Genomic DNA, 25,765 nt, shown 5'->3' on the forward strand with positions numbered 1-25,765 from the left:
CAAACCCTTGGCTCTTCTGGTCTGCATCCCAAGAGGGAGCCTTGCCAACAGGCATAAAAAAACCGGCACTCAGGTGCCGGTTTTCATTGACGGGATATGCGGGCAGGGGGGTTATACCACGCCCTGAGTGCGCAGGTAATCCTCGTAGGTACCGCCGAAATCGCGGATGCCGTTTTCGGTCAGCTCCAGGATGCGGGTCGCCAGGGAGGAGACAAACTCACGGTCGTGGGAGACGAAGATCAGGGTGCCCTTGTACATCTCCAGCGCCAGGTTCAAGGATTCGATAGATTCCATGTCCAGGTGGTTGGTCGGTTCATCCATGATCAGGATGTTGGGGCGCTGCATCATCAGCTTGCCGAACAGCATGCGGCCCTGTTCACCACCGGAGAGCACCTTGACCGGCTTCTTGATGTCGTCCTGGGAGAACAGCAGACGGCCCAGCACGGAGCGTACGGCCTGCTCATCTTCGTTCTCCTGTTTCCACTGGGCCATCCAGTCGAACACGTTGAGGTCGGTGTCGAAGTCCTCGGCGTGATCCTGGGCGTAGTAGCCGATCTGGGCGTTTTCGGACCACTTGATGGTGCCGGTATCCGGTGCCAGTGCCCCAACGAGCGTCTTGATCAGGGTGGATTTACCGATCCCGTTGGTACCCAGAATGGCGACCTTCTCGCCCACTTCCAGCATCATGTTGAGGCCCTTGAACAGGGGACCGTCGCCATAACCCTTGGAAACGCCTTCGATCTCCATGATGTTGCGGTAGAGCTTCTTCTCCTGCTCGAAGCGGATGAAGGGGTTCTGGCGGCTGGAAACCTTCACTTCCTCAATCTTGATCTTGTCGATCTGCTTGAGGCGAGAGGTGGCCTGGCTGGACTTGGAGGCGTTGGCGCTGAAACGGGAGACGAAGGATTGCAGATCGGCGATCTGGGCCTTCTTCTTGGCGTTGTCGGCCAGCAGGCGTTCACGGGCCTGGGTAGCGGCGGTCATGTATTCGTCGTAGTTGCCCGGGTAGACGCGCAGCTCGCCGTAGTCCAGATCCGCCATGTGGGTGCAGACGGAGTTCAGGAAGTGACGGTCGTGAGAGATGATGATCATGGTGCTCTCGCGATCGTTGAGCACCTGTTCCAGCCAGCGAATGGTGTTGATGTCCAGGTTGTTGGTCGGTTCGTCCAGCAGCAGGATATCGGGGTTGGAGAACAGCGCCTGTGCCAGCAACACCCGCAGTTTCCAGCCCGGCGCCACTTCGCTCATCGGGCCGTTGTGCTGCTCGATGGGAATGCCGGCACCCAGCAGCAGCTCGCCTGCACGGGCTTCGGCGGTGTAGCCGTCATACTCGGCGACCAGGCCTTCCAGCTCGGCGGCCTTCATGTAGTCGTCGTCGGTCGCTTCCAGGTTGGCGTAGATGGCATCGCGCTCGGCGATGGCGGCCCACAGCTCGGTGTGACCCATCATGACCACGTCCAGCACGCGCATCTCTTCGTAGGCGAACTGATCCTGACGCAGCTTACCGATCCGCTCGTTGACGTCCAGGCTCACATTGCCGCCAGTGGGCTCCAGATCGCCGCCGAGGATCTTCATGAAGGTGGACTTGCCACAGCCGTTGGCGCCGATGAGGCCGTAGCGGTTGCCGCCGCCAAACTTGACGCTGATGTTCTCAAACAGCGGCTTGGCGCCGAACTGCATGGTGATGTTGTTGCTTGAAAGCACTGGAATGTCCCGGTTGATCTGTCAAATGGCGCGCATTATGGCACAGATCCCCCGAAAGTTTTAGCAAGAACTGTGATCTAGACCTATTGCAGGGGGGATTGGGATGGTGGTGCTGTGCGGTCGCGCACCCTGGCGGCCATGGCCGCGTCGATCGGACTGCAACGGGCGCTAACCGTAGCCTGTAGGCATGAAAAAAGCCGGCCCTGAGGCCGGCTTGCAACTGTCAATGGAAGGCTCAGTGGGAGCTGGCGCTGGCGGCGCCAAGCCCGGTCTGGGAGCGGACGAACTGCGGGAAGAACTTGGCGTGCTCGTCGGCGGCATTTTGTGACTTGTCGGTCACCGAGAAGAACCAGATCCCGACAAACGCCAGCCCCATTGAGAAGAGGGCGGGGTACTCGTAGGGGAAGATGGCCTGGGCGTGACCCAGCACCTTCACCCACACGGTCGGGCCCAGGATCATCAGGCTGACTGCGCTCACCAGCCCCAGCCAGCCGCCATAGACGGCGCCGCGGGTGGTCAGGCGTGACCAGAACATGGAGAGGAACAGCACCGGGAAGTTGCAGCTGGCGGCGATGGAGAAGGCCAGTCCCACCATGAAGGCGATGTTCTGCTTCTCGAACAGGATCCCCAGCCCGATGGCCACCACACCCAGCACTATGGTGGTGAGCTTGGAGACGCGCAGCTCGTCGGCTTCGTTGGCCTTGCCCTTCTTGATGACGCTGGCGTAGAGGTCGTGGGAGACCGCAGAGGCACCGGCCAGGGTCAGCCCGGCCACCACCGCCAGGATGGTGGCAAACGCCACGGCGGAGATGAAGCCCAGGAACAGGCTGCCACCCACCGCATCGGCCAGGTGGATGGCGGCCATGTTGGTGCCGCCCAGCAGGGCGCCGGTGGCGTCCTTGAAGTCCGGGTTGGTGCTGACCAACAGGATGGCGCCAAAGCCGATGATGAAGGTCAGGATGTAGAAGTAGCCGATAAAGCCGGTGGCATAGAACACGCTCTTGCGCGCTTCCTTGGCGTCACTCACGGTGAAGAAGCGCATCAGGATGTGGGGCAGGCCGGCGGTACCGAACATCAGGGCGAGACCCAGCGAGATGGCGGAGATGGGATCGGCGACCAGGCCGCCCGGGCTCATGATGGCGATGCCCTTCTCGTGCACCTTGACCGCTTCACTGAACAGGGTGCCGATGTCGAAGTTGACCGACTTCATCACCATGATGGCCATGAAGCTGGCACCGGAGAGCAGCATCACCGCCTTGATGATCTGCACCCAGGTGGTGGCCAGCATGCCGCCAAACAGTACGTAGAGCACCATCAGGATGCCGACCAGCACCACGGCCACGTGGTATTGCAGGCCGAACAGCAGCTCGATGAGCTTGCCGGCACCGACCATCTGAGCGATCAGGTAGAGGGCGACCACCACCAGCGAGCCGCTGGCGGAGAGGGTGCGCACCTCGGTCTGCTTGAGGCGATAGGAGGCTACGTCGGCAAAGGTGTACTTGCCGAGGTTGCGCAGCCGTTCGGCGATCAGGAACAGGATGATGGGCCAGCCCACCAGAAAGCCGATGGAGTAGATGAGACCGTCGTAGCCAGAGGTGTAGACCAGCGCCGAGATGCCGAGGAAGGAGGCGGCGGACATGTAGTCACCGGCGATGGCCAGACCGTTCTGGAAGCCGGTGATGCGCCCGCCGGCGGCGTAGTAGTCGGCGGCCGAGCGGTTGCGCTTGGAGGCCCAGTAGGTGATGAACAGGGTCGCCGCCACGAAGACCACGAACATGATGATGGCCGGGATGTTGAGGGGCTGGCGATGCACTTCGCCGGTCAGCGCATCGGCTGCCAGCAGGGGGAACGATGCCAGCAGGGCCGGCAGCAGCAGAAACTTGCCTTTCATGATTTCACTCCCTTGAGGATCTTCTGGTTCAGTTCGTCAAACTCGCCGTTGGCCCGAAACACGTAGACACCGGTCAGCACGAAGGCGGACAGGATGAGACCTATTCCGACCGGGATGCCGCGGGTGACGGAAGATCCTTCGCTCAAGGGGGTGCCCAGCCAGCCGGGGGCAAAGGCGATGAGCAGGATGAACGCCAGGTAGAGCCCCAGCATCAGGATGGAGAGGGACCAGGCAAAACGCTGGCGCTTGGCGACCAGCGCCTGGAAGTTGGGATCTTGCTGGATCCGAAGATACGGTTGCTGTTCCATTGCAGTGCTCCATGACGTTGAGTGTCAGCGGTGGATGAGGGGGTTCCCTACCGGGTAGCCTAAGCTGCCCATGTAATCAAAATGTGAATCAAATGTTATTTGTGGACAATTAGACTTTGGGATAAGCCAGTGGGCCGCCCCGGGTGAGGCGCAAGAAGATGAGGGCCGCGGTGATGGCGTCGCTGAGGGCGTCGTGGGCGGGCAGGGGGGGAAGCGCCAGATGGCGGCAGATCGCCGCGAGATGAAGATCGATGACGGCCTCAGGATAGCGGCGATAGAGGTGATCGTGATAGAGCCGGCTCACTTCTATGCCTCGCTGCGCCAGGGTCAACCCCCACAACTTGCGGCAGGCCAGGTTGAGGATGCGCAGATCATAGGCGATGTGATACCCCACCAGTTCACGGGGGCCGATGAAGGCAAGCAGCTGATGCAGCGCGGCTTTCAGCGGCATGCCCTGTTGCAGATCCTGATGGCGCAGACCGTGGATCACCACCGACTCGGCGGTGAGGTTGCCGGGTGGCAACACCCGCAGGGAGAGCGCTTCGCCGGTCAGCAGCCGGTTGCCCCGAATGCATACCGCCCCGATGGCGACGATCTCGGCCCGGTCGGGATCCAGGCTGGTGGTCTCGAAGTCGAGGGCCACCCACTCGTCGGGCGGGGGGGCGGCAAAGAGCGGCGCGAACGCCGAGGCGTGAAAGCGGCGGCCAAGCCAGTGACGACGCAGGCGGCTCAACACGGCTATTGCCTCAGACGAAAGTGCAAGGTGAGCCACTGCTGGAATTTCTTCACCTGATGCAGCGCCTGGCGCAGCAGGTCCCGCTCGCCATGGCTAAGGTCATTGACCTGCACCCGGCTCTCCCCCTCCTTGAGCTGGCTGCGCAGCCTAAGCCGCACGAACAACCTGAACGCCTCCGCCAGATCGGCGCCAAAGCTGGCGCTGAGCCGCTCTGCCGCCACCAGCGCCTCGATGCGCCCCAGGGTGGAGGTCTCCAGGATGGCGGCTTCCAGCGCCAGCATGCGGATGCCGTGCACCAGCGGGAAGAGGCCGCCACGTTTCAGATCCAACCCCTCCGGTGCCCGCTCCAGCCGGCCAAACAGGGTGAGGGGGGCGTGAAAGGCGACCGCCGGTCGCACCATCTCCGCCAGCAGATCTCCCCGCTCGGCCAGCTGCTCGCGCAACTTGCGGGCAACGGGGGGAAGGAGGGCTCGATCGCCGGCGATGGGGTGGGCGTCGGCCAGGGTGGCCAGCCAGAGCAGATCCTCTTCCCTGGCTTCGACGCAGGCCCGCTCGATCTCCTGCAGCCAGCCGTCGAGGGGTTTGACCCAGGCGGGGTTGTTGACCATCACCCGGCCGGGGCAGGGCGGGTAGCCGAGCCTGGCCAGCAGCTCGCTGAAGGCGGCCAGATCGGCCTGCTGGGTGGGCCAGGACAGGTCGGCGGGCAGGATCAGGGCATTGTCCTGATCGGTTTTGAGGATCTGCTCGCCGCGCCCCTCCGAGCCCAGCATCAGCAGGCAGGCCCGCTCCTGTACTTCGGGCGGGATCACCAGCGCGAAGGCCTTGGCGATCAGCTGCTCGTTGATGGTGGCGATGAGCTTCATCAAGAAGGCGGTGTGGATCCCCTGGGCGAACAGGGAGCGGGTCAGCTGCTGCTGTTCACGGGCCACCGCTTCCAGTGCTGGCAGGGTGTCGGCGCGGGCGATGCGCAGGGTCAGCACGTGGGAGTGGGTGGAGAAGAGGCCGAGCACCTGGGTCAGGTGCAGGATCCCCGCCACCTCCTGCCCCTGCCAGACAACCAGCCGCTTGATGCGGTGGCGGGTCATCAGCAGCAGGGCATCGAACAGATAGCTGTCAAGTGGCAGACCGATCAGCGGGGTGGGGGTCAGCACCGCCAGCGGCGCCGTCAGCGGCAATCCCTTGAGGGTCAGGGCGTGCAGCAGGGTCTTGCGGGTTGCCAGGCTCAGGCTGCCGTCCGTGGCGGGGTAGAGCAGGCAGTCGGTGCCTCTGGCCACCATGGCCTCGGTGGCGGCCAGGAGCGACAGGCGGTTGTCGACGATGAGCGCTGGCTGCAGATGGCCGGGTTCGATGCGGGTCAGGATGAACTCCGCCAGATTCTTCTGACCCAGCTGGGCGCGCTGCTCCTGCAGCTGCTGCCGCTGTGCCAGGCTGGCGGTGAAGTAGCGGGCGAAGGCGTCGTTGCCTTCACACAAGGCCAGGAAGGTATCGCGGGGGATCAGCTGGCAGAGCAGATCTTCCAGCGCGTTGAACTGGTGGCGACAGTGGCCGTCGAACTGGGCGCGCACGTCGAACATGTCCCCCTCACCGTAGTCGCCGAACTGATGGTGGGGGGTCGACTCCTCCACCGCCCCCTTGATGACGAGGTAGAGGCCGGGCGGGGCGTCGCCGGCCTTTAACACCGGCTGGCCGGCGCGAAAGTAGCAGATGGAGAGGGCTTGCCCCAGTTGTTGGCGCTCAGGCTCGCTCAGGCACTCAAACGGCGGACGGGCAAAGTTGAACAGGGTGGTCATGGCAATCCTTGGCCGGTGGCGTCAAATCAGTCTGACAAAGCGGCGTGCTGCCGGCCAGCCGACTTTAGTCGCACGGCCAGCCGATCCCATGGGCCGCTGTACCTGATGATAACACTCTGATAACGTGGTGGTATGACCAGTGTGAGCTCAGGAGAGGACAGGGGAAAATGGAAAAACCAAGGGTCAAATGCGAGATCCGGGACGGCATCGCCGAGGTGATGCTGGCGCGGGGCGACAAGCTCAATGCGCTGGACAGGGCCATGTTCAGCGCCATCGACGGAGTACTCGAGCAGCTGCGCCAGCACAAGGGGTTGCGGGCGGTGATCCTGCACGGGGAGGGGCGGGCCTTTTGCGCCGGGCTGGATGTGAAATCCATGCTCAAGCAGCCGGTGGCGGCGCTCGAGATCCTGAAACGCGAGGCGGACGAAGCCACCAATCTGGCCCAGCGGGTGGCCTATGGCTGGCATCAGCTGCCGGTGCCGGTGATCGCCGTGACCCAGGGGGTCTGCTTTGGCGGTGGGTTGCAGATCGCCCTTGGCGCCGACTTTAGGTTCAGCACCCCCGATTGCCGCTTCTCGGTGATGGAGATCAAGTGGGGCATCATCCCAGACATGAGCGGCAGCGTCACCATGCGCAACCTGATGGGGGTGGATACCGCCATGGAGCTGGCCATGAGCGGGCGCGAGCTGCCGGCGCCGGAGGCCAAGTCCCTCGGGCTGGTGAGCCGGGTCTGCGACGATCCGCTGGCCCAGGCGCGGGAGTTCGCGAAGACCCTCATCACCAAGTCGCCGGACGCGCTGGCGGGGATCAAGCAGCTCTACAACCAGGCCTGGGCCCGCAGCGACGAGGCAATGCTCAAAGAGGAGACCCGGTTGCAAAAGCAGATCCTGGGACGCCCAAATCAGTGGCGTGCCACCCTCAACAGCCTGTTTCGCTGGCGCCTGCCGTTCGGGCCGCGCCGCAATGCGCTCTGAGAGACAGGAATGAACAAAAGAAATGGCAGCCGAGGCTGCCATTTTTGTTGGGTGAGTGGTGCACTATCAGGAGATCTTGCGATCCTGATCCGGTTCGAAGGCGTGACCGCTTTGCTCCTGCTCCAGGTTGTCTTCGGAGCGGTGGCCAGCCCAGTAGTCGGCGTTCTTGATGCCGAGCTTCTCCGGGTGGAACACCGGATCCAGCCCCTGGGCCTGCTGGGCCTCGTAGTCTTTCAGACAGGTGAAGGCGGTCTTTTGCAGCAGCAGGATGGCGATGATGTTGAGCCAGGCCATCAGGCCGACCCCGATGTCACCCATGCCCCAGGCCAGATCGGCGGTCTTGACGGTACCGTAGACGATGGCCGCCATCAGACCAAGCTTCAACAGGAAGGTGAGCCAGGGGCGGTTAATCTTGCGGTTGACGAACGCTATGTTGGTCTCGGCGATGTAGTAGTAGGCGACGATGGTGGTGAACGCGAAGAAGAACAGTGCGATGGCGACGAACATGCTGCCAAAGCCCGGCATCATGCTCTCCATGGCGGTCTGCACATAGCCCGGGCCCGCAGCCACGCCGGCGATGCCGGTATAGAGTGCCGCGCCATCCGGCCCCTGCACGTTGTAGAGGCCGGTGATCAGCAGCATGAAGCCGGTGGCGGAACAGACGAACAGGGTGTCGATGTAGACGGAGAACGCCTGCACCAGGCCCTGCTTGGCCGGGTGGCTTACCGCAGCGGCGGAGGAGGCGTGCGGACCGGTACCCTGGCCTGCTTCGTTGGAGTAGACCCCGCGTTTGACCCCCCACATGATGGCCAGGCCCAGAATGGCACCGAAGCCGGCATCCATCCCGAACGCGCTCTTCCAGATCAGCAGGATCACGCCCGGCAGCGCATGGATGTTGAGGGCGATGATGACGCAGGCGACGATGATGTAGCCCAGCGCCATGAAGGGCACCACGGTACTGGCGAAGCTGGCGATGCGCTTGACGCCGCCGAAGATGATGAAACCGAGCAGCAGCGCCAGACCGGCGGCGGTGACGTTCGGATCGATATCAAATGCAGTCTGCAGACTGGCCCCGATGGAGTTGGCCTGCACCCCTGGCAGCAGCACGCCGCAGGCGAAGATGGTGGCGATGGCGAAGGTCCAGGCGAACCAGCTCATGCCAAGTCCCTTCTCGATGTAGAAGGCCGGGCCGCCGCGGTATTCGCCGTTGATCTTCTCCTTGTAGACCTGACCCAGGGTGGACTCCACGAAGGCGGAGCTGGCGCCGAGGAAGGCTACCATCCACATCCAGAACAGGGCGCCCGGGCCACCGAAGGTGATGGCGGTGGCGACCCCGGCGATGTTGCCGGTACCGACGCGACCGGCCAAGGTCATGGCCAGCGCCTGGAAGGAGGAGACCCCCGCATCCGTGCTCTTGCCATCAAACATCAAGCGGATCATCTCCTTGATGTGACGCAGTTGCAAAAAGCGGCTGCGCAGGGAGAAGTAGAGGCCTACCCCCAGACACAGGTAGATGAGCGCAGGGCTCCAAATCACACCATTGATGGCATTGACGATCTCATTCATGTACAACAACTCCTTTGTTGTGCTGTCTTGTTGGCGGGGTCTCTGCCCCGCTCCCTTAAATTTCAGGTGACCCAGGGGTCACTCGTTATGATTGGGGGCCGGTTGGTGGCGGAAGTTTCCACTGGCCAGTCCGCGGGTTTTAACATATCGATTTGTGCAAGGGCTTCCTAGCGAAATATGTTGTCATCTTGTTAATTTGTGAATTGACATTAACAAATCGTGATGTGGTTGGACAAAATGCGGTGTCAACCCGGTATCATCTCCTCTTTCATCGGCATGCCCGTGGGGGAGAAGCAGAGCAAAATCGAGGCCAAGGATGCAAACAGAGAGAGAGACGGCGGTGATCCGCCCGGCCTGCGCCGGGGATGTGGCCGCCATGGCCGACTTGTTTGGCCAGCTGGGCTACCCGGTCAGCCCACAGGAGCTGGAGGAGCGCTGGCTGACGCCGGATCCGGCCCGCGAGGTGCTGGTGGCCTGCCTGGATGAGGGGATCGCAGGCGTCTTGGTGTGGCACTGCCTGAACCCGCTACACGTTGCACCAGAGTGGGGCCTGATCTCGGCGCTGGTTGTCGATGAGGGTGCAAGGGGAAGCGGAGTGGGGGCCGCCCTGCTGGCCGTGGCAGAGAGCCATGCACAGGCGCGGGGGTGCAGCCAGCTGGAGCTCTCCAGCAGCCTCAAGCGGGAAGGGGCCCATCGCTTCTATCTGGCGCAGGGGTATGTCGAGCGTCCGAAACGGTTTGTGAAAACAGTCTGATCAGCAAGAGGAGTCTGCGTGTTCTGGTCTCGCTTACGAAGTGTGTTTGGTGGTGCGTCCCGGCAAGATGAGCAGGGGCCGGATGCCCTGGAGTGGCAGCAGGCCCTGGCCGCAGTGCCCATTTTGCAGGGCTTTTCCCGGGAGGAGGAGCAGACCCTGATCGGGTTGGCGCAGCAGCTGCTGGCCCGCAAGACCCTCACCCAGATCGGGGTGACGCTTACCCCCCGCCAGCAGGCGGTGCTGGCCCTACAGGCGGCGCTGCCCATTCTGCATCTGGGGCTCGACTGGTATCGGGGCTTTCACGAAATCATCCTGATCCCCGAGCCTGTGGTGCGCCGCCAGCAGGTGCAGGACGAGTTCGGGCTGGTGAGCGAGGTGGAAGAGGAGAACGCCGGCGAATCCTGGCCCCAGGGGCCGCTGGTACTGGCCTGGAGCGAGCTGCAGCAGGACGGGGACTGGGACGGCTTCAATCTGGTGATCCACGAGCTGACCCACAAGCTCGACATGCTGGGAGGGGAGGCCGACGGGGCGCCGCCACTGCCGGCAGGCATGGATCCGCGCCAGTGGACGAGTGCGCTGCAGGCTGCATTCGATGCCATGCAGGCGCAGCTGGATCGCCACGAGCCCACCGCCATCGACCCTTACGCCGCCTCGCACCCGGCCGAGTTCTTGGCGGTGTGCAGCGAGTGCTTTTTTACCGATCCGCTGCGCCTGCGCGACACCTATCCGGCGGTGTACGAGCAGTTCACCCGCTTCTTCGGCCAGCAGCCGGCGACGCGTTTTCCGGCGACCCGACTGCTGGCGGGTGAGCCCGAGTATCACGGCTAGTCGGGTGAACCTGGCAAATCGCGCCCAACAAAAAGGCACCCCGCGGGGTGCCTTTTTCGTGACAGCCGTGTCGCCGGGTGCTTAGGCAGCGGCTTTGAGCTGAACGGCGGCGGCTTTCTTGTGATCGCCGATCGGCAGCACGGTGCGGCCGAACTGCTCGTTCAGCACGGTGGCCATGGCCAGGTAGATGGCGCTGGCGCCGCAAATGATGCCTTCGAAACCGGCGATGGTGCCGATCAGGGTGCTGCCGGTGAAGTCACGGGCGGCCAGCAGGAAGAACAGCACGGTCAGGGAGGCGAACACGAACTGCTTCACGCGCGGGTAGTTGACGGTCCCGATCAGCATGAACAGGGTGAACATGCCCCACATCAGCAGGTACCAGCCCATGTAGGCGTGCGGAGTGGCTTCGGCCAGACCCATGGTCGGCATCACCAGCAGGAACACCAGGCTCCACCAGAAGGTGCCGTAGGAGATGAAGGCAGTCACACCGAAGGTGTTGCCGCGCTTGTACTCCATGATACCGGCGATGATCTGGGCCAGACCGCCATAGCACAGGCCCATGGCCAGGATCATGGCGCTGATGGGGAAGAAACCTGCGTTATGGATGTTCAGCAGAATGGTGGTCATACCGAAACCCATCAGACCCAGAGGGGCAGGGTTGGCCAATTTTTCGCTCACGTGGCGTTCTCCAAAAATAGAGGTGGGGGTTGATAAAAGACGCGCGATTTTAGGCAGGCTCTTGGCCCCGGGCAAGAGGCGGAAGGGACGAAACAGTAAAAAAATAACGGAATCTTTTGCCCGGCTGACCATTCGTGCGATCCAGGTAGATGGCTGGTGAATGAATGGTGCTAGCAAGGTTGAAAAGTTGTATTAAGTTGAACATTTCTGAAAGTTTCATACAGCTCGAGGCGATGGGCTGAGCCGCGCTGTCTACCGTATTTCCACCGCCAAGCCTGAGCACACCTGAGTCCAAAAAATACGCTCATATGCCATCAGACAAGAGGCGACAATAACCGGTTCAATACAAACGACCTGACTGCCTGTCCGCGGCTTCGGCATGGTTGAGCAAGGGGTATTGGGCCGGGCGAGTGAGCTGACGAGGTGGATATCTGAAACAAGGGGTCAGGATGGGGGTGATAAAGTGTTGAACGCGAGGCTGGGTTCTGCAGTTGGCCTTATGCAGTGACGCAGATTGTTGCTGGATAGCCGAGAGGGCTGGCCGGATGAAGGGGGAAAGAAGAAACGCGGGGCATGTGCTTGGCAACAGGTCTCGAAAGGAGGGCTCAATCCCAAAGAAGAGGGGGAATGGTATCCCCCTCATTCTGCTGATGTCACCGGCTCAATCGTCCAGGGTCAGTACCACCTTGGCCTCCTTGTCGGCCTCCTTGACCTGGCTGTCCAGCACGAACAGCCGCTCCGGCGCGATCCCCTGGCGGTCCACCAGAAACTCCTTGGTGTTCTGGGCGCGGCGCATGGCCAGATTGCGCAGGGACTTGGCGGTGATGAGCTGCTGATCCCGCAGCAGGATCACCGCCTGGGCGCGCAGGGCCGGACTCGCTTCATCGAGCTTCAGCCGATCGGCCAGATCCCCGAGATCTTCGTTGAAACGGGCCTCATAGGCCTCTGCCAGTGCCGATTGCATGGCGGGGTCCTGCTCCAACAGGTCGAGATCCACCGGGTTGCCGGTGATCTTGGCCAGCACCCGCTCGAGCTTCTGGCGCTGCAAGATGGGGCGCTCCTCATTGAAGTTGACCTTGCCGCGAATGTTCATGCTGAGCTTGGGTCTGTCCTTGAGGGCCTGTGCCAGCTTGGTCAGCTTCTCCTGCTGGGTGGGGGTGAGATCCGGCTCACCAGGCAGGAAGGGCAGCTCGTCCAGATCCTCGCTGCCACCCGCGAGGGAGGCGAGCAGCGAGAAGGGGGAGGTGACCGCCTTGCGCAGGGTGTTGCCTAGCACGTCCCAGAAGATGTTGCCGAGGCTGAAGTCAGGCTGATCCAGATTGCCCTTCACTTTCAGGTTCATCTGGATGACGCCGTTGGCATCGCTCAGCAGGGCAACCGCCAGCCCCAGCGGCAGATCCTTGGCCTGCTCGCTCTTGACCTTTTCCCCCAGTTGCAGCTTCTTGATGGTGATGTCGTTGTCCCCCTCCAGCCGGTTGCCGTGCAACTGGTAGTTGAGCTTCATGGAGAGCTGGCCCTTGTCGATGGCGTAACCGGCGTAGGTGCTGGAGTAGGGGGTGAAGGTGGTAAGCTCCAGGTTGTTGAAGGTGACGGCCACGTCCAGCACCGGCTGCTCGATCAGCAGGTTGGTGCCGCCGCGAATGGTTACCGGGGCATAGCGGTCCACCTTGCCGTTGAAGGCCAGCTCGGAGCGCTGGCCCGGGATATTGCTGATGTGGCGACTCTGGCCGCTGAGGGAGGCGATGTCCACCACGAATTCCGGGCTCAGGCTGCGATCGGCAAAGCGCAGGTTGCCCTGCTCGGTGCGTACCTGGGCGATGCTGACGCGGGGGGCCGGGCCGCTGCTGGCGGGCTTGGCCGTGGCCGGTTGCGGCAGCAGCAGTTGCTGCACGTTGGTGACCCTGTCCTCGTTGATCTCGATGCGGGCGAAGGGTTTGCGCAGCAGGATGTCGTCGATCTTCACCTGCTGGCTGATGCCGTCATAGTGCAGGCCGCTCAGTTGCAGTTGCTCAATTTGCAGCAGGCGCTGGTTGTCGGCCCGATCCAGCACGTTGAGCCGATCGATGTCGAGCCCGCCGCTCAGCTCCAGCTTGCTCAATGCCCCCTTGGCATCGGTGGCCAGGGCCAGCTTGGTGCGACTGGCAAGCTGGCCGTCGCGCACACTGATGCGCAGCAGATCCTGCAGGTAGGGCTGGGCCCAGCTGAGCGGCAGACCCTGTTGCTTGATCTCGCCGTTGAGGCTGAAGGGCGCCAGGGCGAGGTCGCCGTCAAAGTCCAGTTTTGCCTGGTTGTTGAGCGCCCCGCTCAAGGTGAGCGGGCTGCTCTGTCCGCTCTGACTGCCCAGCGGACCCAGGGCCAGCGTCAGGGCGGAGAGCTCGCGCAGCAGCGGCTTGCCGCTGCTCGATTCGGTCAGCTTGAGCTGGCCCTGTTCGATGCGGGTCTGCTTGAGGCTCCAGCGCCAGGGTTTGGCAGGGGCGGCCGGTTTGGCGGCTTTACTGGTTTTGACCGGCGGCTGCGGGATCAGCAGGGTCGCCAGATCCAGCTGCTGGTTGGCATCGAGCACGGCACTGACGGTCGGGGCCTTGAGCGTCACCCGGTCGATCTGCAGCGCCTGCTTGCTGCCGTCGAGCGCGATGCCGGTCAGCGCCAGCTGCTTGAAGCGGGCAAATTCGCCGCCCTTGCGGCGCTGAAGCTGCCAGTCATTGAGGGTCAGCTTGCCCTTGGAGAGCTGCCAGCCTAGTCCCTGCTTGCCCTCGGTTATCTGGTAGGCCAGCTCGGCGTTGGCCTCGCCCTTGGCCAGCTTGACGTCGAGATAGGAGGCCCAGAGCGGGGCGAAGGGGGTGAGGGTCAGTTTTCCGAGGCTGATCTTCCCCTTGCCGGCGCCGCTCATGATGTCGAGCTCACCGCTGGCCTTGAGCGGGCTCTGCTTATTGAGGGTGGCTCCGAGCACGAAAGGGTTGGCGCGGCCCGGGGCGGTGGAAAAGCGTGGCAATTGCAGGTCGAGCCCACTCAGGGCCAGGGTGGGCACCCAGCCGGGGCTGCTCTGCTTGCGGCTGTCCTGATAGGTGATGTGACCCTGCTCGGCCGCCAGCCGGTTGATCTGCACCAGCAGGGGGGCGCCGCTGTCGGTGGTCGCGGCGTCACCCGGCGCGAGCAGGCTGGCCAGCGCCTCGGTCAGGTTGAAGCGAGCGTCTTGGCCGCGATCCGCCAGTCGCACCAGATTCACCGTCGGCTTGACCAGCAGTGCCTCATCGAGGATCAGGGCGCGCTGGCGCCAGCTTTCCCCTATCAGGGGGGTGAGCTGCAAGCGATCGAAAGCGACGAGGGGCTGCTGCTGGTCATCAAACAGGGTGGTGGGGCCGATGGCGAGGGAGGGGTGGCGCAGGCCGACGTCAATCTCCCCCAGGCTCAGGTGCAGACCGTAGTGTTTGGCCAGCCAGGCCGGCAGGTGGCGCTGGGTGAGGGCGGGGGCTTGCCATAACAGAATGAGCAGAGAACAGAGCAAGGCGGCGCAGAAGTAGAGAGCGTAGCGCAGCAGGCGGGCACGCGGGGGCTTGGGCATGAGGGTCTCCAATTGATGCGCATAGGGTAACAAACTTTCAGGTCATTATCATGGTGCCACTTGATTCTGTACGCCGTACCTTGTCCAGAGGCTTGCCAGTTTTCCGCTCTTTTCAAGCGCATTCAGCCACAGCTCCAGCTGCTGCACCGAGACTCTGCTATCCGGGCTGAGCAGGGCTCGCAGCGCGTATTGCTGATCCCATTTGTCCGATCGCAGCAGTCGTGCGGCCTGTTCCGGCTGTTCTTTCTCGAACTCGTTGAGGTAGGAGAGGTTGATGATGGCCACCTCGCCGCGCCCCTTGAACAGCCCCTGCAGGGCGCTGACGTTGTCCTTGACCAGGGTGATGTTGAAGCGCTGCTTCATGTTGCCCGGTGTCGCGTCGAAATCGGCGATGCCGTAGTGATAGCCGCTAACCCCGATCAGCTGGCGTCGCTCCAGATGGTCAAAGAAGGATTGATCCCGCCCCGGCGCCTTGAGCGCAACATAGATCTCCCCACCCAGCAGCAGCGGACGGGTCATCAGCACCTCATCGGCATGCCAGTCCCAATGGATGTCTTCAAACATGATCAGGGAAAAACGACCGAGGGCCAGCGCCTGGTAGCGGTGAGTGGCTGAGGTGGGCACGAAGACGAAACGCACATCCCGCTGGATGTCGTTGAGCTGGGCGATAAGATCCAGGGTCAGCCCGTGATAGCCGTCGTTCGCATCCTTGATCACAAAGGGGGCATAGGGGTAGCCGCCGACCCGGATCACAGGGTGGCCCCATGCCCCGCAGCAGAGCAGCAGCAACAACCAGCACCAGCGTTTCATCGGGGCTCCCGGAAGGGGGTAAATAACCCCAGATTCGGTTAATCTGCGCCAGTTTTCAAGCCGTTAAGGGAATTTACGCAGCGCTGCTCGGCCGCCTCCAGCTCGGCCATCACCATCTGGATATCTTCCAGCTGCTGGCGCAGGGAGTGGCGCTTGGTTTCGATGAGCTGGATCATGGAGTTGAGCTGGGTCTTGCTGGAGCGGTCGGTGTCATACATGTCGAACAGCTCGCGGATCTCCGCCAGGCTGAAGCCAAGGCGTTTGCCGCGCAGGGTCAGCTTGAGGCGGATCTTGTCCTTGTGGCTGTAGATGCGGGTCTGCCCCTCCCGGGTCGGGGTGATGAGCCCCTCGTCCTCGTAGTAGCGGATGGTGCGCGGGGTGATGTCAAACTCGTGAGCCAGCTCGGAGATGCTGTAGGTCACCTCCTTGCCGGCGAGTCCGTGGGCGAGGGTATTGGGCATGGCGGGGCTCCTTAGTGCGGGGATGAGTGCGGGGATGGCTGGCACAGCCTCGTGCGCAGCCGCTCGGCGTTGGCGTGCAGGGCCCGGCCGACCCGCGAGCCGTTGGGGCGGCCGAGCTGTTCGCTCACCCACTGGCCGGTGGCGGCCAGCTTGTCGAGATCGACGCCTGTGCTCATGCCAAGGCCGTGCAGCAGGTAGACCACCTCCTCCGAGGCGACGTTGCCGGAGGCGCCGGGGGCATAGGGGCAGCCGCCGAGCCCGGCCACCGAGCTGTCGATGGTGCGGATGCCGCGCTCAAGCGCCGGCAGCAGGTTGGCCAGCCCCTGGCCATAGGTGTCGTGAAAATGGACGGCCAGCCGGCCGGCCGGGATCTCGTGCAGCACCGCATCCAGCATGGGGGCCACGGTGCCCGGGGTGCCGACGCCTATGGTGTCGCCGAGGGATATCTCGTGGCAGCCCAGATCCAGCAGTCGCTCAGCCATGGCGGCGACCCGCTTGGGCCGGGTCGGGCCGTCGAACGGGCAGGCGATGACGGTGGAGAGGTAGCCGCGCACTTTGATGCCAAGGCTGCGCGCCTCCTGCACCAGGGGGGCGAAGCGCACCAGCGACTCCTCCACGCTGATGCCGATGTTGGCCCGGGTAAAGCCGTCGGAGCAGGCAGTGAAGAGGCCTATCTCGTCGGCGCGGGCGGCGATGGCGGCCTGCAGCCCCTGCAGATTGGGCACCAGGGCGCCGTAACGGGTTGCAACCTTGCGCGGCAGGGCGTCGAACAGTGCGGCGGAATCCGCCATCTGCGGCACCTTTTTGGGGGAGACGAAGGCGCCCACCTCGATGCGCTGCAGCCCGCTCTCGGCCAGCCGGGCGATGAGCTCCAGCCGCTGCACCAGCGAGAGGGTCGCAGTTTCATTTTGCAGTCCGTCCCGCGGCCCCATCTCCACCAGGCTGACCTTGTCGTCCCGGTTCTCCTGTGCTCGGTTCATGAGCGCACCTCCTGCTCGGTCTGCTCTTCGGCAAAGCGCACCAGCACGGCGCCCTGACTCACCTGTTCGCCCTGGCGGCACTGCAGCGCTTCGATCACCCCATCCCGGTCGGCCTTGAGGACATGCTCCATCTTCATGGCCTCCAGCACCAGCAGGGGCTGCCCCTTGCTGACCGGCTGGCCGGCCTCGACCTGCAGCGCCACGACGATGCCGTGCATGGGGGCCAGGATGCCGGCGCCGCCGCCCACCTGGTGATCATGGTGCAGCTGATGATGCTGATCATCGACCGAGAAGCGGATGCGCCTGCCCGCCAGTTGCAGCAGATAGTCTCCCTCGCCGAGGGACTGCAACGGGTAGCGTTGCCAGCTGCCGGCCTGCTGCAGGCGAACATGATCCGGCCCAAGCTCGAACGGGATCTGTTCCCCCTGCCAGAGCAGGGCGCCTGCCCGCTCGGTGAGGGTCAGCACGCGGGCCTCCTCGCCGATGCGCACCGCTGCGCTGAAGCTGCGGTTGGGGCCGAGCCGAAAGCCTGTTGTCTGCTGCCAGGGGGAGGCATCGCGCTGGCGACTGGCGAGCCAGAGGGTGGCCAGCGGCCAGGCGAGCGCCGGAACGGGCAGAGTATCGGTGGGAATGGGCCACTGGGTGTGGTGGCCCATCGCCAGCACCTCTGGCTCTTCGCACAGGCGCAGCAAGAGCGGGCCGTTGTGCACCAGGGGGCCGAGCTCCAGCGCCGCCAGCGCGTCGGCCAAGCTGGCAAAGGCTTCGCTGCGGCTCGGTGCATGGGCGATCAGCTTGGCGATCATGGGGTCGTAATAGGGGCTCACCGCATCGCCGGCGCCGACCCCGGTATCGATGCGCACTCCTTTGGGCCAGCTGAGCCATTGGATGGGACCGCTGGCGGGCAGAAAACCGGCCGCCACGTCCTCGGCGTAGAGGCGCGCCTCCACCGCGTGGCCGCGCAGCACCACTTCATCCTGGGTGAGCGGCAGCGGCTTGCCTTCGGCCACTGCCAGCTGCCAGGCCACCAGATCCTGGCCGGTGACGGCCTCGGTGACCGGGTGCTCTACCTGCAGCCGGGTGTTCATCTCCATGAAGAAGAACTCCTCCCCGCACAGCAGAAATTCGATGGTGCCGGCTCCTCGATACTTGATGGCGCGGGCGGCGGCGACGGCCGCCTCGCCCATGGCACGGCGCAGCGCCGGAGGAATGTCGGGGGCGGGGGCCTCCTCGATCACCTTCTGGTGGCGCCGCTGCAACGAGCAGTCCCGATCCCCCAGATAGATGGCGTTGCCGAGAGTATCGGCAAACACCTGCACCTCCACGTGGCGGGCGCAGGCGAGATAGCGCTCCAGCAGCACGTGGTCGTCACCGAAGGCAGAACTTGCCTCCCGCTTGACCGCCGCCAGGGCCGCGTCAAAGTCGGCCATCTGATCGACCCGGCGCATTCCCTTGCCACCGCCGCCACTGGCCGCCTTGATAAGGAGCGGAAAGCCCACCAGGCTCGCCTGATCGCGCAAAAACTCTGGGTGCTGATCCGCGCCGTGATAACCGGGCAGCACCGGCACGCCGGCGGCCTGCATCAGCGCCTTGGCGCCGGACTTGTCGCCCATGGCGAGAATGGCGGCGCCACTTGGGCCGATGAAGCGAAAGCCCCGCTGCTCGCAGGCGGCGGCAAAGTCGCTGTTCTCGGACAGGAAACCGTAACCCGGGTGGATGGCGTCGGCGTTCGCCTCTTTGGCAATCTTCAGCACCTTGCCGGTGTCGAGGTAGCTCTCCCGGGCGGGGGCTGGCCCCAGATGCCAGGCTTCGTCGGCTTCGCGCACATGCATGGCGCGGGCGTCGGCGTCCGAGTAGAGGGCGATGGTGTGAATGCCGAGGCGCCGGGCGGTCTTGATGATCCGCACGGCGATTTCGCCGCGGTTGGCGATCAGCAGGCGCTTAATTGGAGTGTGATGGGTCATGTTGGCTCCCTGTCGTTCAAGGCGCACAAGTGCGAAGCGTGTTGATCCACACTCCAGTTATATTGACCACAGCTGGCGATCAGCAGGCGCTTGATGGGGTGGTATTGAGTCATGCTTCATCCTTGAAACGGGGGCGCCAGCTGGGGGAGCGTTTGTCGAAGAAGGCTTGCATCCCCTCCTGGGCTTCGAGACCGACCCGTACCCGGGCGATGGTCTCGACGGTTTTCTCTTCGTGCAGGCTGGCGCCGTGGCTCTCGAGGGCGGCCAGCAGCCGCTTGGTCTCTTTCATCGCCTCTGGCCCGTTGCGGCACAGACGCAGGGCCTGCGCGCGCCCTTCGGCCAGCAGCTGATCCGGCGGGCAGCGCCGGTGCGCCACGTTGAGCCGGCAGGCAGTGACCGCATCGAACGGTTCGGCGCTGAGCATCAGGGCGCGGGCCTGGCGCATTCCCATGGCGCGCACCACGTAGGGGCTGATCACCGCAGGCACCAGCCCGAGGCTCACCTCGGAGAGGCAGAAGCGGGCGTCATCGGCGGCCAGCACCAGATCGCAGGCGCAGATGAGGCCGAGCGCTCCGCCATAGGCGGCCCCCTGCACCAGCGCCACCGTGGGGAAGGGGAGCTCGTCCAGGGTTTGCATCAGCCGGGCCAGCACCCGGGCGTCTTCCCGGTTGTGCTCGAAATCGGCGTGGGCCTGGTTGCGCATCCAGTTGAGATCGGCGCCGGCGCAAAAATGCTTGCCCTCGGCGCGCAGCAGCAAGGCGTGGGGGCGGTCGGCGAGGGCCTGGCCGTGGGTGTGGGCCAGCTCGTCGAGGCAGTCGAGCAGCCCCAGCATGAGGTCGGCGTCGAAGGCGTTGTGGCGGGCCGGGCGCGACAGCACCAGCTCGGCCAGCGGGCCGTGTCGCTCCAGCCGAAAACCGGGCTGGACGTCGTGACTGAATGGATCGGACATGTGAACTCCTTACATCCGGAAGATGCCATACTGTTCCGGGCCGGTCTCGGCCCCCTGACAGGCCGCCAGCGCTAATGCCAGCACGGTGCGACTCTGGGCCGGGTCGATGACGCCGTCATCCCATAGGCGAGCGCTGGCGTAGTAGGGGTGGCCCTGACGCTCGTACTGCTCGATCACCGGGGCGCGGATGGCGGCCGCCTCCTGCTCGCTCAACGGCTTGCCCTCGGCGGCCAGCTTGTCCCGGCGCACCTGCACCAACACCCCGGCCGCCTGCTCGCCGCCCATGACGGAGATGCGGCTGTTGGGCCAGCTGAACAGAAAATCGGGGTCGTAGGCGCGCCCGCACATGCCGTAGTTGCCGGCGCCGAAGCTGCCACCGACGATCAGGGTTATCTTGGGCACCCGGCTGCAGGCCACCGCGGTGACCAGCTTGGCGCCATGCTTGGCGATCCCTTCGCGCTCAGCCGAGCTGCCCACCATAAAGCCGGTGATGTTCTGCAAAAAGAGCAGCGGAATGGCGCGCCGGTTGCAGAGCTGGATGAAGTGGGCTCCCTTCTGGGCGCTGTCGCTGTGCAGCACGCCATTGTTGGCGAGGATCCCCACCGGCATGCCGCAGATCCGGGCAAAACCTGTGACCAGGGTGGTGCCGAATAGCGCCTTGAATTCGTCAAAGTCCGAGCCATCCACCAGTCGGGCGATCAGCTCCCGCGCGTCATAGGGGCGCTTGAGACTGGTGCCCACCAGACCGTAAAGCTCCTCGATGGGGTAGCAGGGGGGCTCGTAGCCGGGGCTGGTCTCTACCGGCTCGTTGCCCAGGTGGGTCACCAGGGTGCGGGCGATGGCCAGGGCGTGGGCATCGTCGCGGGCCATGTGATCCGCCACCCCGGAGTGGGCGCAGTGCACCTCGGCGCCGCCCAGCGCCTCGGCGCTGATCTCCTCGCCGGTGGCCGCCTTGACCAGCGGCGGGCCGGCCAGAAAGATGGTGGCCTGTTCTTTGACCATGATCGACTCGTCTGCCATGGCGGGCACGTAGGCGCCACCGGCGGTGCAGAGCCCCATCACCACCGCCAGCTGGGGGATGTTCTGGGCCGACATGCGGGCCTGGTTGTAGAAGATGCGGCCAAAATGATCCCGGTCGGGGAACACCTCGTCCTGCATCGGCAGGAAGGCACCGCCGGAATCCACCAGATAGAGGCAGGGGAGGCGCAGCCGCTCGGCGATGGCCTGGGCGCGCAGGTGTTTTTTCACCGTGAGCGGGTAGTAGGTGCCGCCCTTTACGGTGGCATCGTTTACCACCAGCATGCACAGGCGCCCCGAGACCCTGCCGATGCCGGTGAGGATGCCGGCAGCGGGCACCGGCTCGTCATAGACCTGCCAGCCGGCCAGCGCCGAGAGCTCGAGAAAGGGGGAGCCCGGGTCCAGCAGCTGGTTGATGCGCTCGCGGGGCAGCAGCTTGCCGCGGGCCTGATGGCGGGTGTTGTTGGCCGCGCCGCCGCCCAAGGCTATCTCGTCGAGACGGGCATTGAGATCGTCGACCAGAGCCTGCATGGCGGCCCGATTGGCCTCATAGTCGGGACTGGCCGTGTCGAGACGGGAGTGGATCCTGCTCATGCATTATCCCCCATCAGCTCGCGGCCGATGAGCCAGCGGCGGATCTCCGAGGTGCCGGCACCTATCTCGTAGAGCTTGGCGTCCCGCAGCAGGCGGCCGGTGGGGTATTCGTTGATGTAGCCGTTGCCGCCGAGCAGCTGGATGGCATCGAGCGCCATCTGGGTGGCATTTTCGGCGGCAAACAGGATGGCGGCGGCGCAATCCTTGCGGCTGGTGCGGCCCTGATCGCAGGCGCTCGCCACCGAATAGACCAGCGCCCGACTGCTGGCGAGGCGGGTATACATGTCGGCAAGCTTGCCCTGCACCAGCTGGAACTCACCAATGGGCTGGCCGAACTGCTTGCGCTCGCGCACATAGGGCAGCACCACGTCCATGCAGGCCTGCATGATGCCAAGGGGGCCGGCCGCCAGCACCACCCGCTCGTAATCGAGCCCGCTCATCAACACCTTGACCCCGCCGTGCAGGGGGCCCAGCAGGTTCTCCTGCGGCACCCGGCAGTTGTCGAACACCAGCTCGCAGGTGCTGGAGCCGCGCATGCCGAGCTTGTCGAGCTTCTGGGCGGTGGAGAAACCGGGAGTGCCCGCCTCGACGATAAAGGCAGAAATCCCTTTGGGCCCGGCGGCGGGATCCGTCTTGGCATAGATGACGAAGGTGTCGGCATCGGGCCCGTTGGTGATCCACATCTTGTTGCCGTTGAGCACGAAGTGATCCCCCTCGCGCACCGCGGTGAGGCGCATGCTCACCACGTCGGAGCCGGCGCCCGGCTCGCTCATGGCGAGCGCCCCCACATGCTCTCCGCTCACCAGCGGCGGCAGGTAGCGGGCTTTCTGCGCCGCCGTGCCGTGGCGGTGGATCTGGTTGATGCAGAGGTTGGAGTGGGCGCCGTAGGAGAGGCCGACCGAGGCGCTGGCGCGGCTCACCTGCTCCATCACCAGCACGTGGGCCAGATAGCCGAGGTTCACCCCGTCATACTCCTCCGCCACCGTGATGCCGTGCAGCCCCAGCTCACCCATCTGGGGCCAGAGATCGCGGGGGAAGATGTTGCTCTGATCGATGTCGCCGGCCCGCGGCGCGATCACTTTCTGGCAGAAGGCCTCGACCTGCTCGGTCAGGGCGCACAGGGTCTCGTCCATCACTGCATGCATCCTTGCTCTCCTCATATGAAGGGGGTGACAGCCTGGCGGCCGAGCTGAAACAGGGGGCCAAACTGGTCAGTCCATTTGTGATTTAAGTTTACGTTAGCGTAAACGTAAATTGATTGTTAGTCTAAGGTAAATTTGTTGCGCCATGACGGCAAGGGCGATTGCCCGGTCGTGATGGTCCCCCGTCACAGGAGTGCCCATGGCCCGTCCGCAAACGGCCCATGATGTGCCAGCAAGGAGAGAGTACCCATGAACAACCATCAGACCCGGTTCGGTGACGTGCCGCTGCACATCGGCGGGGAAGCGTACCCTTCCGCGAGCGAGCAGTGGATCGAAGTGACCGACCCGGCGGATCAGAGCCTGCTGGCGCGAGTGCCAAAGGCCACCTCGGCGGAAATTGCGCTGGCGGTGCGCACCGCCCACGACGCCTATCTGCTGTGGCGGGAGGTGCCGGCCTCCGAGCGGGCCCGGGTGATGTTCAACTACCAGCATCTGTTGAAGACGCATCACGACGAGCTGGCGGCCCTGCTGGCCCAGGAGACCGGTAAGAACCTGGCGGATGCCAAAGGGGATGTGTGGCGCGGCATTGAGGTGGTGGAGCAGGCCTGCGCCATCGCCAGCCAGACCCTGGGGGAAACCATGGGCAACGTGGCCCGCCGGGTCGACGGCCACTCCTGGGTGCAGCCGCTCGGGGTCTGCCTTGGCATCACCCCCTTCAACTTTCCGGCCATGATCCCGCTCTGGATGTTCCCGCTGGCGGTAGCCTGTGGCAACGGCTTCGTGCTCAAGCCCTCCGAACAGGATCCGCTCACCCCCATGCGCCTGGCCGAGCTGTTTGCCGAGGCGGGTGCCCCCAGGGGCATTCTGTCGGTGGTGCACGGCGGCGCCGAGCAGGTGGATGCGTTGCTGGCCCATCCCGATATCAAGGCGGTCAGCTTCGTCGGCTCGGCCCGGGTCGGCGGCCACGTCTATCGCAGCGCCACTTCCCAGCTCAAGCGGGCCCAGTGTTTTGTCGGTGCCAAGAACCACATGGTGATCATGCCGGATGCCAACAAGGCGCAGGTGCTGAGCAACCTGGTGGGGGCCGGGGTCGGCGCCGCCGGTCAGCGCTGCATGGCCATCAGCGTGGCGGTGTTCGTGGGGAGTGCCCGGGAGTGGATCCCCGAGCTTGCCGCCGAGTTTGCCAAGGTGAAGCCCGGTGTCTGGCACGATCCCGAAGCCGCCTACGGCCCCCTTATCAGCCCGGAGGCGAAAGTCAGGGTGGAGGGGCTTATCGAGGCGGGGATCGCCGAGGGGGCCGAGTGCCTGCTGGACGGCCGCTTCTGCGACGTGCCCGGCTACCCGGTGGGCAACTGGGTGGGGCCGACCCTGTTTCGCGGCGTGACTCCCGAGATGCGTATCTACAAGGAGGAGATCTTCGGGCCCGTGCTGGCCTGCCTCGAGGTAGGGAGTCTCGATGAGGCGCTCGCCCTCATCAACGACAACCCCTACGGCAACGGCACCTCCATCTTCACCGGCTGCGGCGCCGCCGCCCGCAAGTTCCGTCACGAGGTGGCGGTGGGCCAGGTGGGGATCAACGTGCCCATCCCGGTGCCGCTGCCGTTCTTCTCCTTCACCGGCTGGCGTGGCTCCTTCTACGGGGATCTGCACGCCTACGGCAAGCAGGCGGTGCGTTTTTACACCGAGACCAAGACGGTGACCGAACGCTGGTTCGATGAAGACATCCCGACCGGCCCCAACATGACCATTCAGCTGCGCTGATGGCAGGATGCCGCCCGGGTTGTCCGGGCGCACCCATTGACAGCAACGGAACGACCGAACAAGTACAAGGAAGCAAACAAGATGGATTTTAACCTGACCCCGGATCAGCAGGCCTATGTGGAGGCCGCCAGTGCCTTTGCCGAGGAGGCGCTCAAGCCCTACGCCGCGCGCTGGGACAAGGAGCACGAGTTTCCCGTCCCGACCATCAAGCAGGCGGCGGCGCTTGGCTTCTGTGGCCTCTACACCCCGGAGCAGTACGGCGGCCTCGGCCTGCCGAGGCTCGATGCCAGCCTTATCTTCGAGCGCCTCGCCATGGGCTGCACCTCCACCACCGCCTATCTGACCATCCACAACATGGTGAGCTGGATGCTGGGCAGCTGGTTGCCTGCCGAGGTGGCCGAGGAGTGGGTACCCAGGCTGGCCAGCGGTGAGCTGCTGGGTTCTTATTGCCTCACCGAGCCGGGGGCCGGATCCGATGCGGCGGCCCTCAAGACCCGCGCCGTGCGCGATGGCGAGGATTACGTCATCGACGGCAGCAAGGTGTTCATCTCGGGCGCCGGCAGCACAGACGTGCTGGTGGTGATGGCCCGCACCGGTGGCGAGGGGGCGAAGGGGATCTCCGCCTTCATGGTGCCGGCCCAGACCCCCGGCGTGAGTTACGGCAAGGCGGAGGAGAAGATGGGCTGGAACAGCCAGCCGACCCGTGAGGTGAATTTCAGCGCCGTGCGCATTCCCGCCCGTTACCGGCTGGGGCAGGAGGGCGAGGGGTTCAAGTTCGCCATGCAGGCACTCGATGGCGGGCGCATCAACATCGCCACCTGTTCGGTCGGCACCGCCCAGCAGGCCCTCGACGATGCCCTGGCCCATGTGCAGCAGCGCCAGCAATTTGGCCACCCGATCAGCGAATTCCAGAGCGTGCAGTTCCGCCTGGCCGACATGGCCACCGAGCTCGCCGCCGCCCGGCTGCTGGTACGTCAGGCGGCCGCGAGACTCGATGCCGGGGCGCCGGACAAGAGCGCCTGGTGCGCCATGGCCAAGCGTTTTGCCACCGACGTGGGCCACCGCATCTGCGACGACGCCCTGCAACTCTTTGGCGGCTATGGTTATATCCGCGAGTACCCGCTCGAGCGCTACCTGCGCGATATCCGGGTCCACCGCATTCTGGAGGGGACGAATGAAGTGATGCGGCTCATCATCGCCCGCCGTCTGCTGGCCGAGCCCGGTCTGGCGCTGGAGTAGCGAGAGGGGGCCGCCCTGACGACGCGGTTGGCGTGACTCGTCGTCAGGCTTTGTGAGCCA

General features: G+C 64.4%; 20 protein-coding genes. 5 read left to right on the forward strand and 15 right to left on the reverse strand.

Annotated features, from left to right (window positions below; all coding sequences use genetic code 11):
* Positions 1-111: 111 nt before the first annotated feature.
* From AB5Y94_RS21090 to AB5Y94_RS21110, 5 genes are all read right to left on the reverse strand, one after another.
* The gene (locus tag AB5Y94_RS21090; protein WP_368206495.1) at positions 112-1,704 is read right to left on the reverse strand and encodes an ABC-F family ATPase; all 1,593 of its coding nucleotides are present in this window, start codon (positions 1,702-1,704) and stop codon (positions 112-114) included.
* A 235-nt stretch (positions 1,705-1,939) separates the two neighbouring features.
* Entirely contained in the window at positions 1,940-3,595 is a 1,656-nt protein-coding gene (locus AB5Y94_RS21095; protein ID WP_017779662.1) for a cation acetate symporter, read from the reverse strand.
* Positions 3,592-3,903 carry a DUF485 domain-containing protein gene (locus AB5Y94_RS21100; protein ID WP_005301514.1) on the reverse strand — a complete coding sequence of 104 codons (312 nt, stop codon included), beginning with the start codon at positions 3,901-3,903 and terminating at the stop codon, positions 3,592-3,594. The genes AB5Y94_RS21095 and AB5Y94_RS21100 overlap by 4 nt, the downstream gene beginning before the upstream one ends.
* A 109-nt stretch (positions 3,904-4,012) precedes the next feature.
* Positions 4,013-4,639, reverse strand: coding sequence for a 3'-5' exonuclease (locus tag AB5Y94_RS21105; RefSeq protein WP_368206496.1), 627 nt, complete (start codon positions 4,637-4,639; stop codon positions 4,013-4,015).
* A 2-nt stretch (positions 4,640-4,641) separates the two neighbouring features.
* A complete protein-coding gene (locus tag AB5Y94_RS21110) occupies positions 4,642-6,429 on the reverse strand; it encodes a putative nucleotidyltransferase substrate binding domain-containing protein (RefSeq protein WP_368206497.1) in 1,788 nt (595 codons plus the stop codon).
* Between the two features lie 167 nt (positions 6,430-6,596).
* On the opposite strand from AB5Y94_RS21110, the gene AB5Y94_RS21115 reads away from it, so the two are divergent.
* Positions 6,597-7,403 carry a crotonase/enoyl-CoA hydratase family protein gene (locus tag AB5Y94_RS21115; protein WP_029302894.1) on the forward strand — a complete coding sequence of 269 codons (807 nt, stop codon included), beginning with the start codon at positions 6,597-6,599 and terminating at the stop codon, positions 7,401-7,403.
* 66 nt (positions 7,404-7,469) lie between these two features.
* Here AB5Y94_RS21115 and AB5Y94_RS21120 read toward each other — a convergent pair whose 3' ends face one another.
* The gene (locus AB5Y94_RS21120) at positions 7,470-8,969 is read right to left on the reverse strand and encodes an alanine/glycine:cation symporter family protein (protein ID WP_368206498.1); all 1,500 of its coding nucleotides are present in this window, start codon (positions 8,967-8,969) and stop codon (positions 7,470-7,472) included.
* Between the two features lie 316 nt (positions 8,970-9,285).
* On the opposite strand from AB5Y94_RS21120, the gene AB5Y94_RS21125 reads away from it, so the two are divergent.
* On the forward strand, positions 9,286-9,723 hold the full coding sequence (locus AB5Y94_RS21125) for a GNAT family N-acetyltransferase (RefSeq protein ID WP_042051650.1): 438 nt from the start codon (positions 9,286-9,288) through the stop codon (positions 9,721-9,723).
* 18 nt (positions 9,724-9,741) lie between these two features.
* Positions 9,742-10,551, forward strand: a complete 810-nt coding sequence (locus AB5Y94_RS21130) for a zinc-dependent peptidase (protein ID WP_368206499.1) — start codon at positions 9,742-9,744, stop codon at positions 10,549-10,551.
* A gap of 81 nt (positions 10,552-10,632) precedes the next feature.
* On the opposite strand, the gene AB5Y94_RS21135 is transcribed toward AB5Y94_RS21130, so the two are convergent.
* The 9 genes from AB5Y94_RS21135 to AB5Y94_RS21175 all read right to left on the reverse strand — a co-directional run bounded on the left by AB5Y94_RS21135 (position 10,633) and on the right by AB5Y94_RS21175 (position 22,708).
* Entirely contained in the window at positions 10,633-11,229 is a 597-nt protein-coding gene (locus AB5Y94_RS21135) for a GPR1/FUN34/YaaH family transporter (RefSeq protein WP_010633807.1), read from the reverse strand.
* A 661-nt stretch (positions 11,230-11,890) separates the two neighbouring features.
* Positions 11,891-14,791, reverse strand: a complete 2,901-nt coding sequence (locus tag AB5Y94_RS21140; protein ID WP_195878522.1) for a DUF748 domain-containing protein — start codon at positions 14,789-14,791, stop codon at positions 11,891-11,893.
* 48 nt (positions 14,792-14,839) lie between these two features.
* Positions 14,840-15,601: an ABC transporter substrate-binding protein gene (locus AB5Y94_RS21145; RefSeq protein ID WP_010633809.1), complete on the reverse strand. Its 762-nt coding sequence runs from the start codon at positions 15,599-15,601 to the stop codon at positions 14,840-14,842.
* 38 nt (positions 15,602-15,639) lie between these two features.
* The gene (locus AB5Y94_RS21150; protein ID WP_005301493.1) at positions 15,640-16,062 is read right to left on the reverse strand and encodes a MerR family DNA-binding transcriptional regulator; all 423 of its coding nucleotides are present in this window, start codon (positions 16,060-16,062) and stop codon (positions 15,640-15,642) included.
* An 11-nt stretch (positions 16,063-16,073) separates the two neighbouring features.
* The gene (locus tag AB5Y94_RS21155; RefSeq protein ID WP_017779672.1) at positions 16,074-17,042 is read right to left on the reverse strand and encodes a hydroxymethylglutaryl-CoA lyase; all 969 of its coding nucleotides are present in this window, start codon (positions 17,040-17,042) and stop codon (positions 16,074-16,076) included.
* Positions 17,039-19,003, reverse strand: a complete 1,965-nt coding sequence (locus tag AB5Y94_RS21160; RefSeq protein WP_368206500.1) for a biotin carboxylase N-terminal domain-containing protein — start codon at positions 19,001-19,003, stop codon at positions 17,039-17,041. Before AB5Y94_RS21160 ends, AB5Y94_RS21155 begins: the two co-directional genes overlap by 4 nt.
* A 109-nt stretch (positions 19,004-19,112) precedes the next feature.
* Positions 19,113-19,952, reverse strand: coding sequence for an enoyl-CoA hydratase-related protein (locus tag AB5Y94_RS21165; protein ID WP_368206501.1), 840 nt, complete (start codon positions 19,950-19,952; stop codon positions 19,113-19,115).
* 9 nt (positions 19,953-19,961) lie between these two features.
* The gene (locus AB5Y94_RS21170; protein WP_368206502.1) at positions 19,962-21,563 is read right to left on the reverse strand and encodes a carboxyl transferase domain-containing protein; all 1,602 of its coding nucleotides are present in this window, start codon (positions 21,561-21,563) and stop codon (positions 19,962-19,964) included.
* Positions 21,560-22,708 (reverse strand): isovaleryl-CoA dehydrogenase, encoded by a 1,149-nt coding sequence (locus AB5Y94_RS21175; RefSeq protein WP_368206503.1) that lies wholly within the window; start codon positions 22,706-22,708, stop codon positions 21,560-21,562. Before AB5Y94_RS21175 ends, AB5Y94_RS21170 begins: the two co-directional genes overlap by 4 nt.
* A 246-nt stretch (positions 22,709-22,954) precedes the next feature.
* Between AB5Y94_RS21175 and AB5Y94_RS21180 the strand changes: the two genes are divergently transcribed.
* Both AB5Y94_RS21180 and AB5Y94_RS21185 read left to right on the forward strand, forming a co-directional pair.
* Complete coding sequence (locus tag AB5Y94_RS21180; RefSeq protein WP_274437390.1) at positions 22,955-24,466, forward strand: CoA-acylating methylmalonate-semialdehyde dehydrogenase; 1,512 nt, start codon at positions 22,955-22,957, stop codon at positions 24,464-24,466.
* Between the two features lie 81 nt (positions 24,467-24,547).
* Entirely contained in the window at positions 24,548-25,705 is a 1,158-nt protein-coding gene (locus tag AB5Y94_RS21185) for an acyl-CoA dehydrogenase family protein (RefSeq protein WP_368206504.1), read from the forward strand.
* Positions 25,706-25,765: the final 60 nt, after the last annotated feature.

Origin of the sequence: Aeromonas sp. s5 (genome assembly GCF_040907865.1) — a bacterium.
In the GTDB taxonomy this organism is placed as follows: domain Bacteria; phylum Pseudomonadota; class Gammaproteobacteria; order Enterobacterales; family Aeromonadaceae; genus Aeromonas; species Aeromonas dhakensis.

Bases quoted from the DNA above. Each gene is read 5' to 3' on its own strand.
- AB5Y94_RS21115 (WP_029302894.1), top strand. From the start codon at position 6,597: ATGGAAAAACCAAGGGTCAAATGCGAGATCCGGGACGGCATCGCCGAG.
- AB5Y94_RS21175 (WP_368206503.1), bottom strand. From the start codon at position 22,708: ATGCATGCAGTGATGGACGAGACCCTGTGCGCCCTGACCGAGCAGGTC.
- AB5Y94_RS21185 (WP_368206504.1), top strand. From the start codon at position 24,548: ATGGATTTTAACCTGACCCCGGATCAGCAGGCCTATGTGGAGGCCGCC.
- AB5Y94_RS21145 (WP_010633809.1), bottom strand. From the start codon at position 15,601: ATGAAACGCTGGTGCTGGTTGTTGCTGCTGCTCTGCTGCGGGGCATGG.
- AB5Y94_RS21120 (WP_368206498.1), bottom strand. From the start codon at position 8,969: ATGAATGAGATCGTCAATGCCATCAATGGTGTGATTTGGAGCCCTGCG.
- AB5Y94_RS21160 (WP_368206500.1), bottom strand. From the start codon at position 19,003: ATGACCCATCACACTCCAATTAAGCGCCTGCTGATCGCCAACCGCGGC.
- AB5Y94_RS21125 (WP_042051650.1), top strand. From the start codon at position 9,286: ATGCAAACAGAGAGAGAGACGGCGGTGATCCGCCCGGCCTGCGCCGGG.
- AB5Y94_RS21170 (WP_368206502.1), bottom strand. From the start codon at position 21,563: ATGAGCAGGATCCACTCCCGTCTCGACACGGCCAGTCCCGACTATGAG.
- AB5Y94_RS21100 (WP_005301514.1), bottom strand. From the start codon at position 3,903: ATGGAACAGCAACCGTATCTTCGGATCCAGCAAGATCCCAACTTCCAG.
- AB5Y94_RS21155 (WP_017779672.1), bottom strand. From the start codon at position 17,042: ATGAACCGAGCACAGGAGAACCGGGACGACAAGGTCAGCCTGGTGGAG.
- AB5Y94_RS21110 (WP_368206497.1), bottom strand. From the start codon at position 6,429: ATGACCACCCTGTTCAACTTTGCCCGTCCGCCGTTTGAGTGCCTGAGC.
- AB5Y94_RS21165 (WP_368206501.1), bottom strand. From the start codon at position 19,952: ATGTCCGATCCATTCAGTCACGACGTCCAGCCCGGTTTTCGGCTGGAG.
- AB5Y94_RS21140 (WP_195878522.1), bottom strand. From the start codon at position 14,791: ATGCCCAAGCCCCCGCGTGCCCGCCTGCTGCGCTACGCTCTCTACTTC.
- AB5Y94_RS21180 (WP_274437390.1), top strand. From the start codon at position 22,955: ATGAACAACCATCAGACCCGGTTCGGTGACGTGCCGCTGCACATCGGC.
- AB5Y94_RS21150 (WP_005301493.1), bottom strand. From the start codon at position 16,062: ATGCCCAATACCCTCGCCCACGGACTCGCCGGCAAGGAGGTGACCTAC.
- AB5Y94_RS21095 (WP_017779662.1), bottom strand. From the start codon at position 3,595: ATGAAAGGCAAGTTTCTGCTGCTGCCGGCCCTGCTGGCATCGTTCCCC.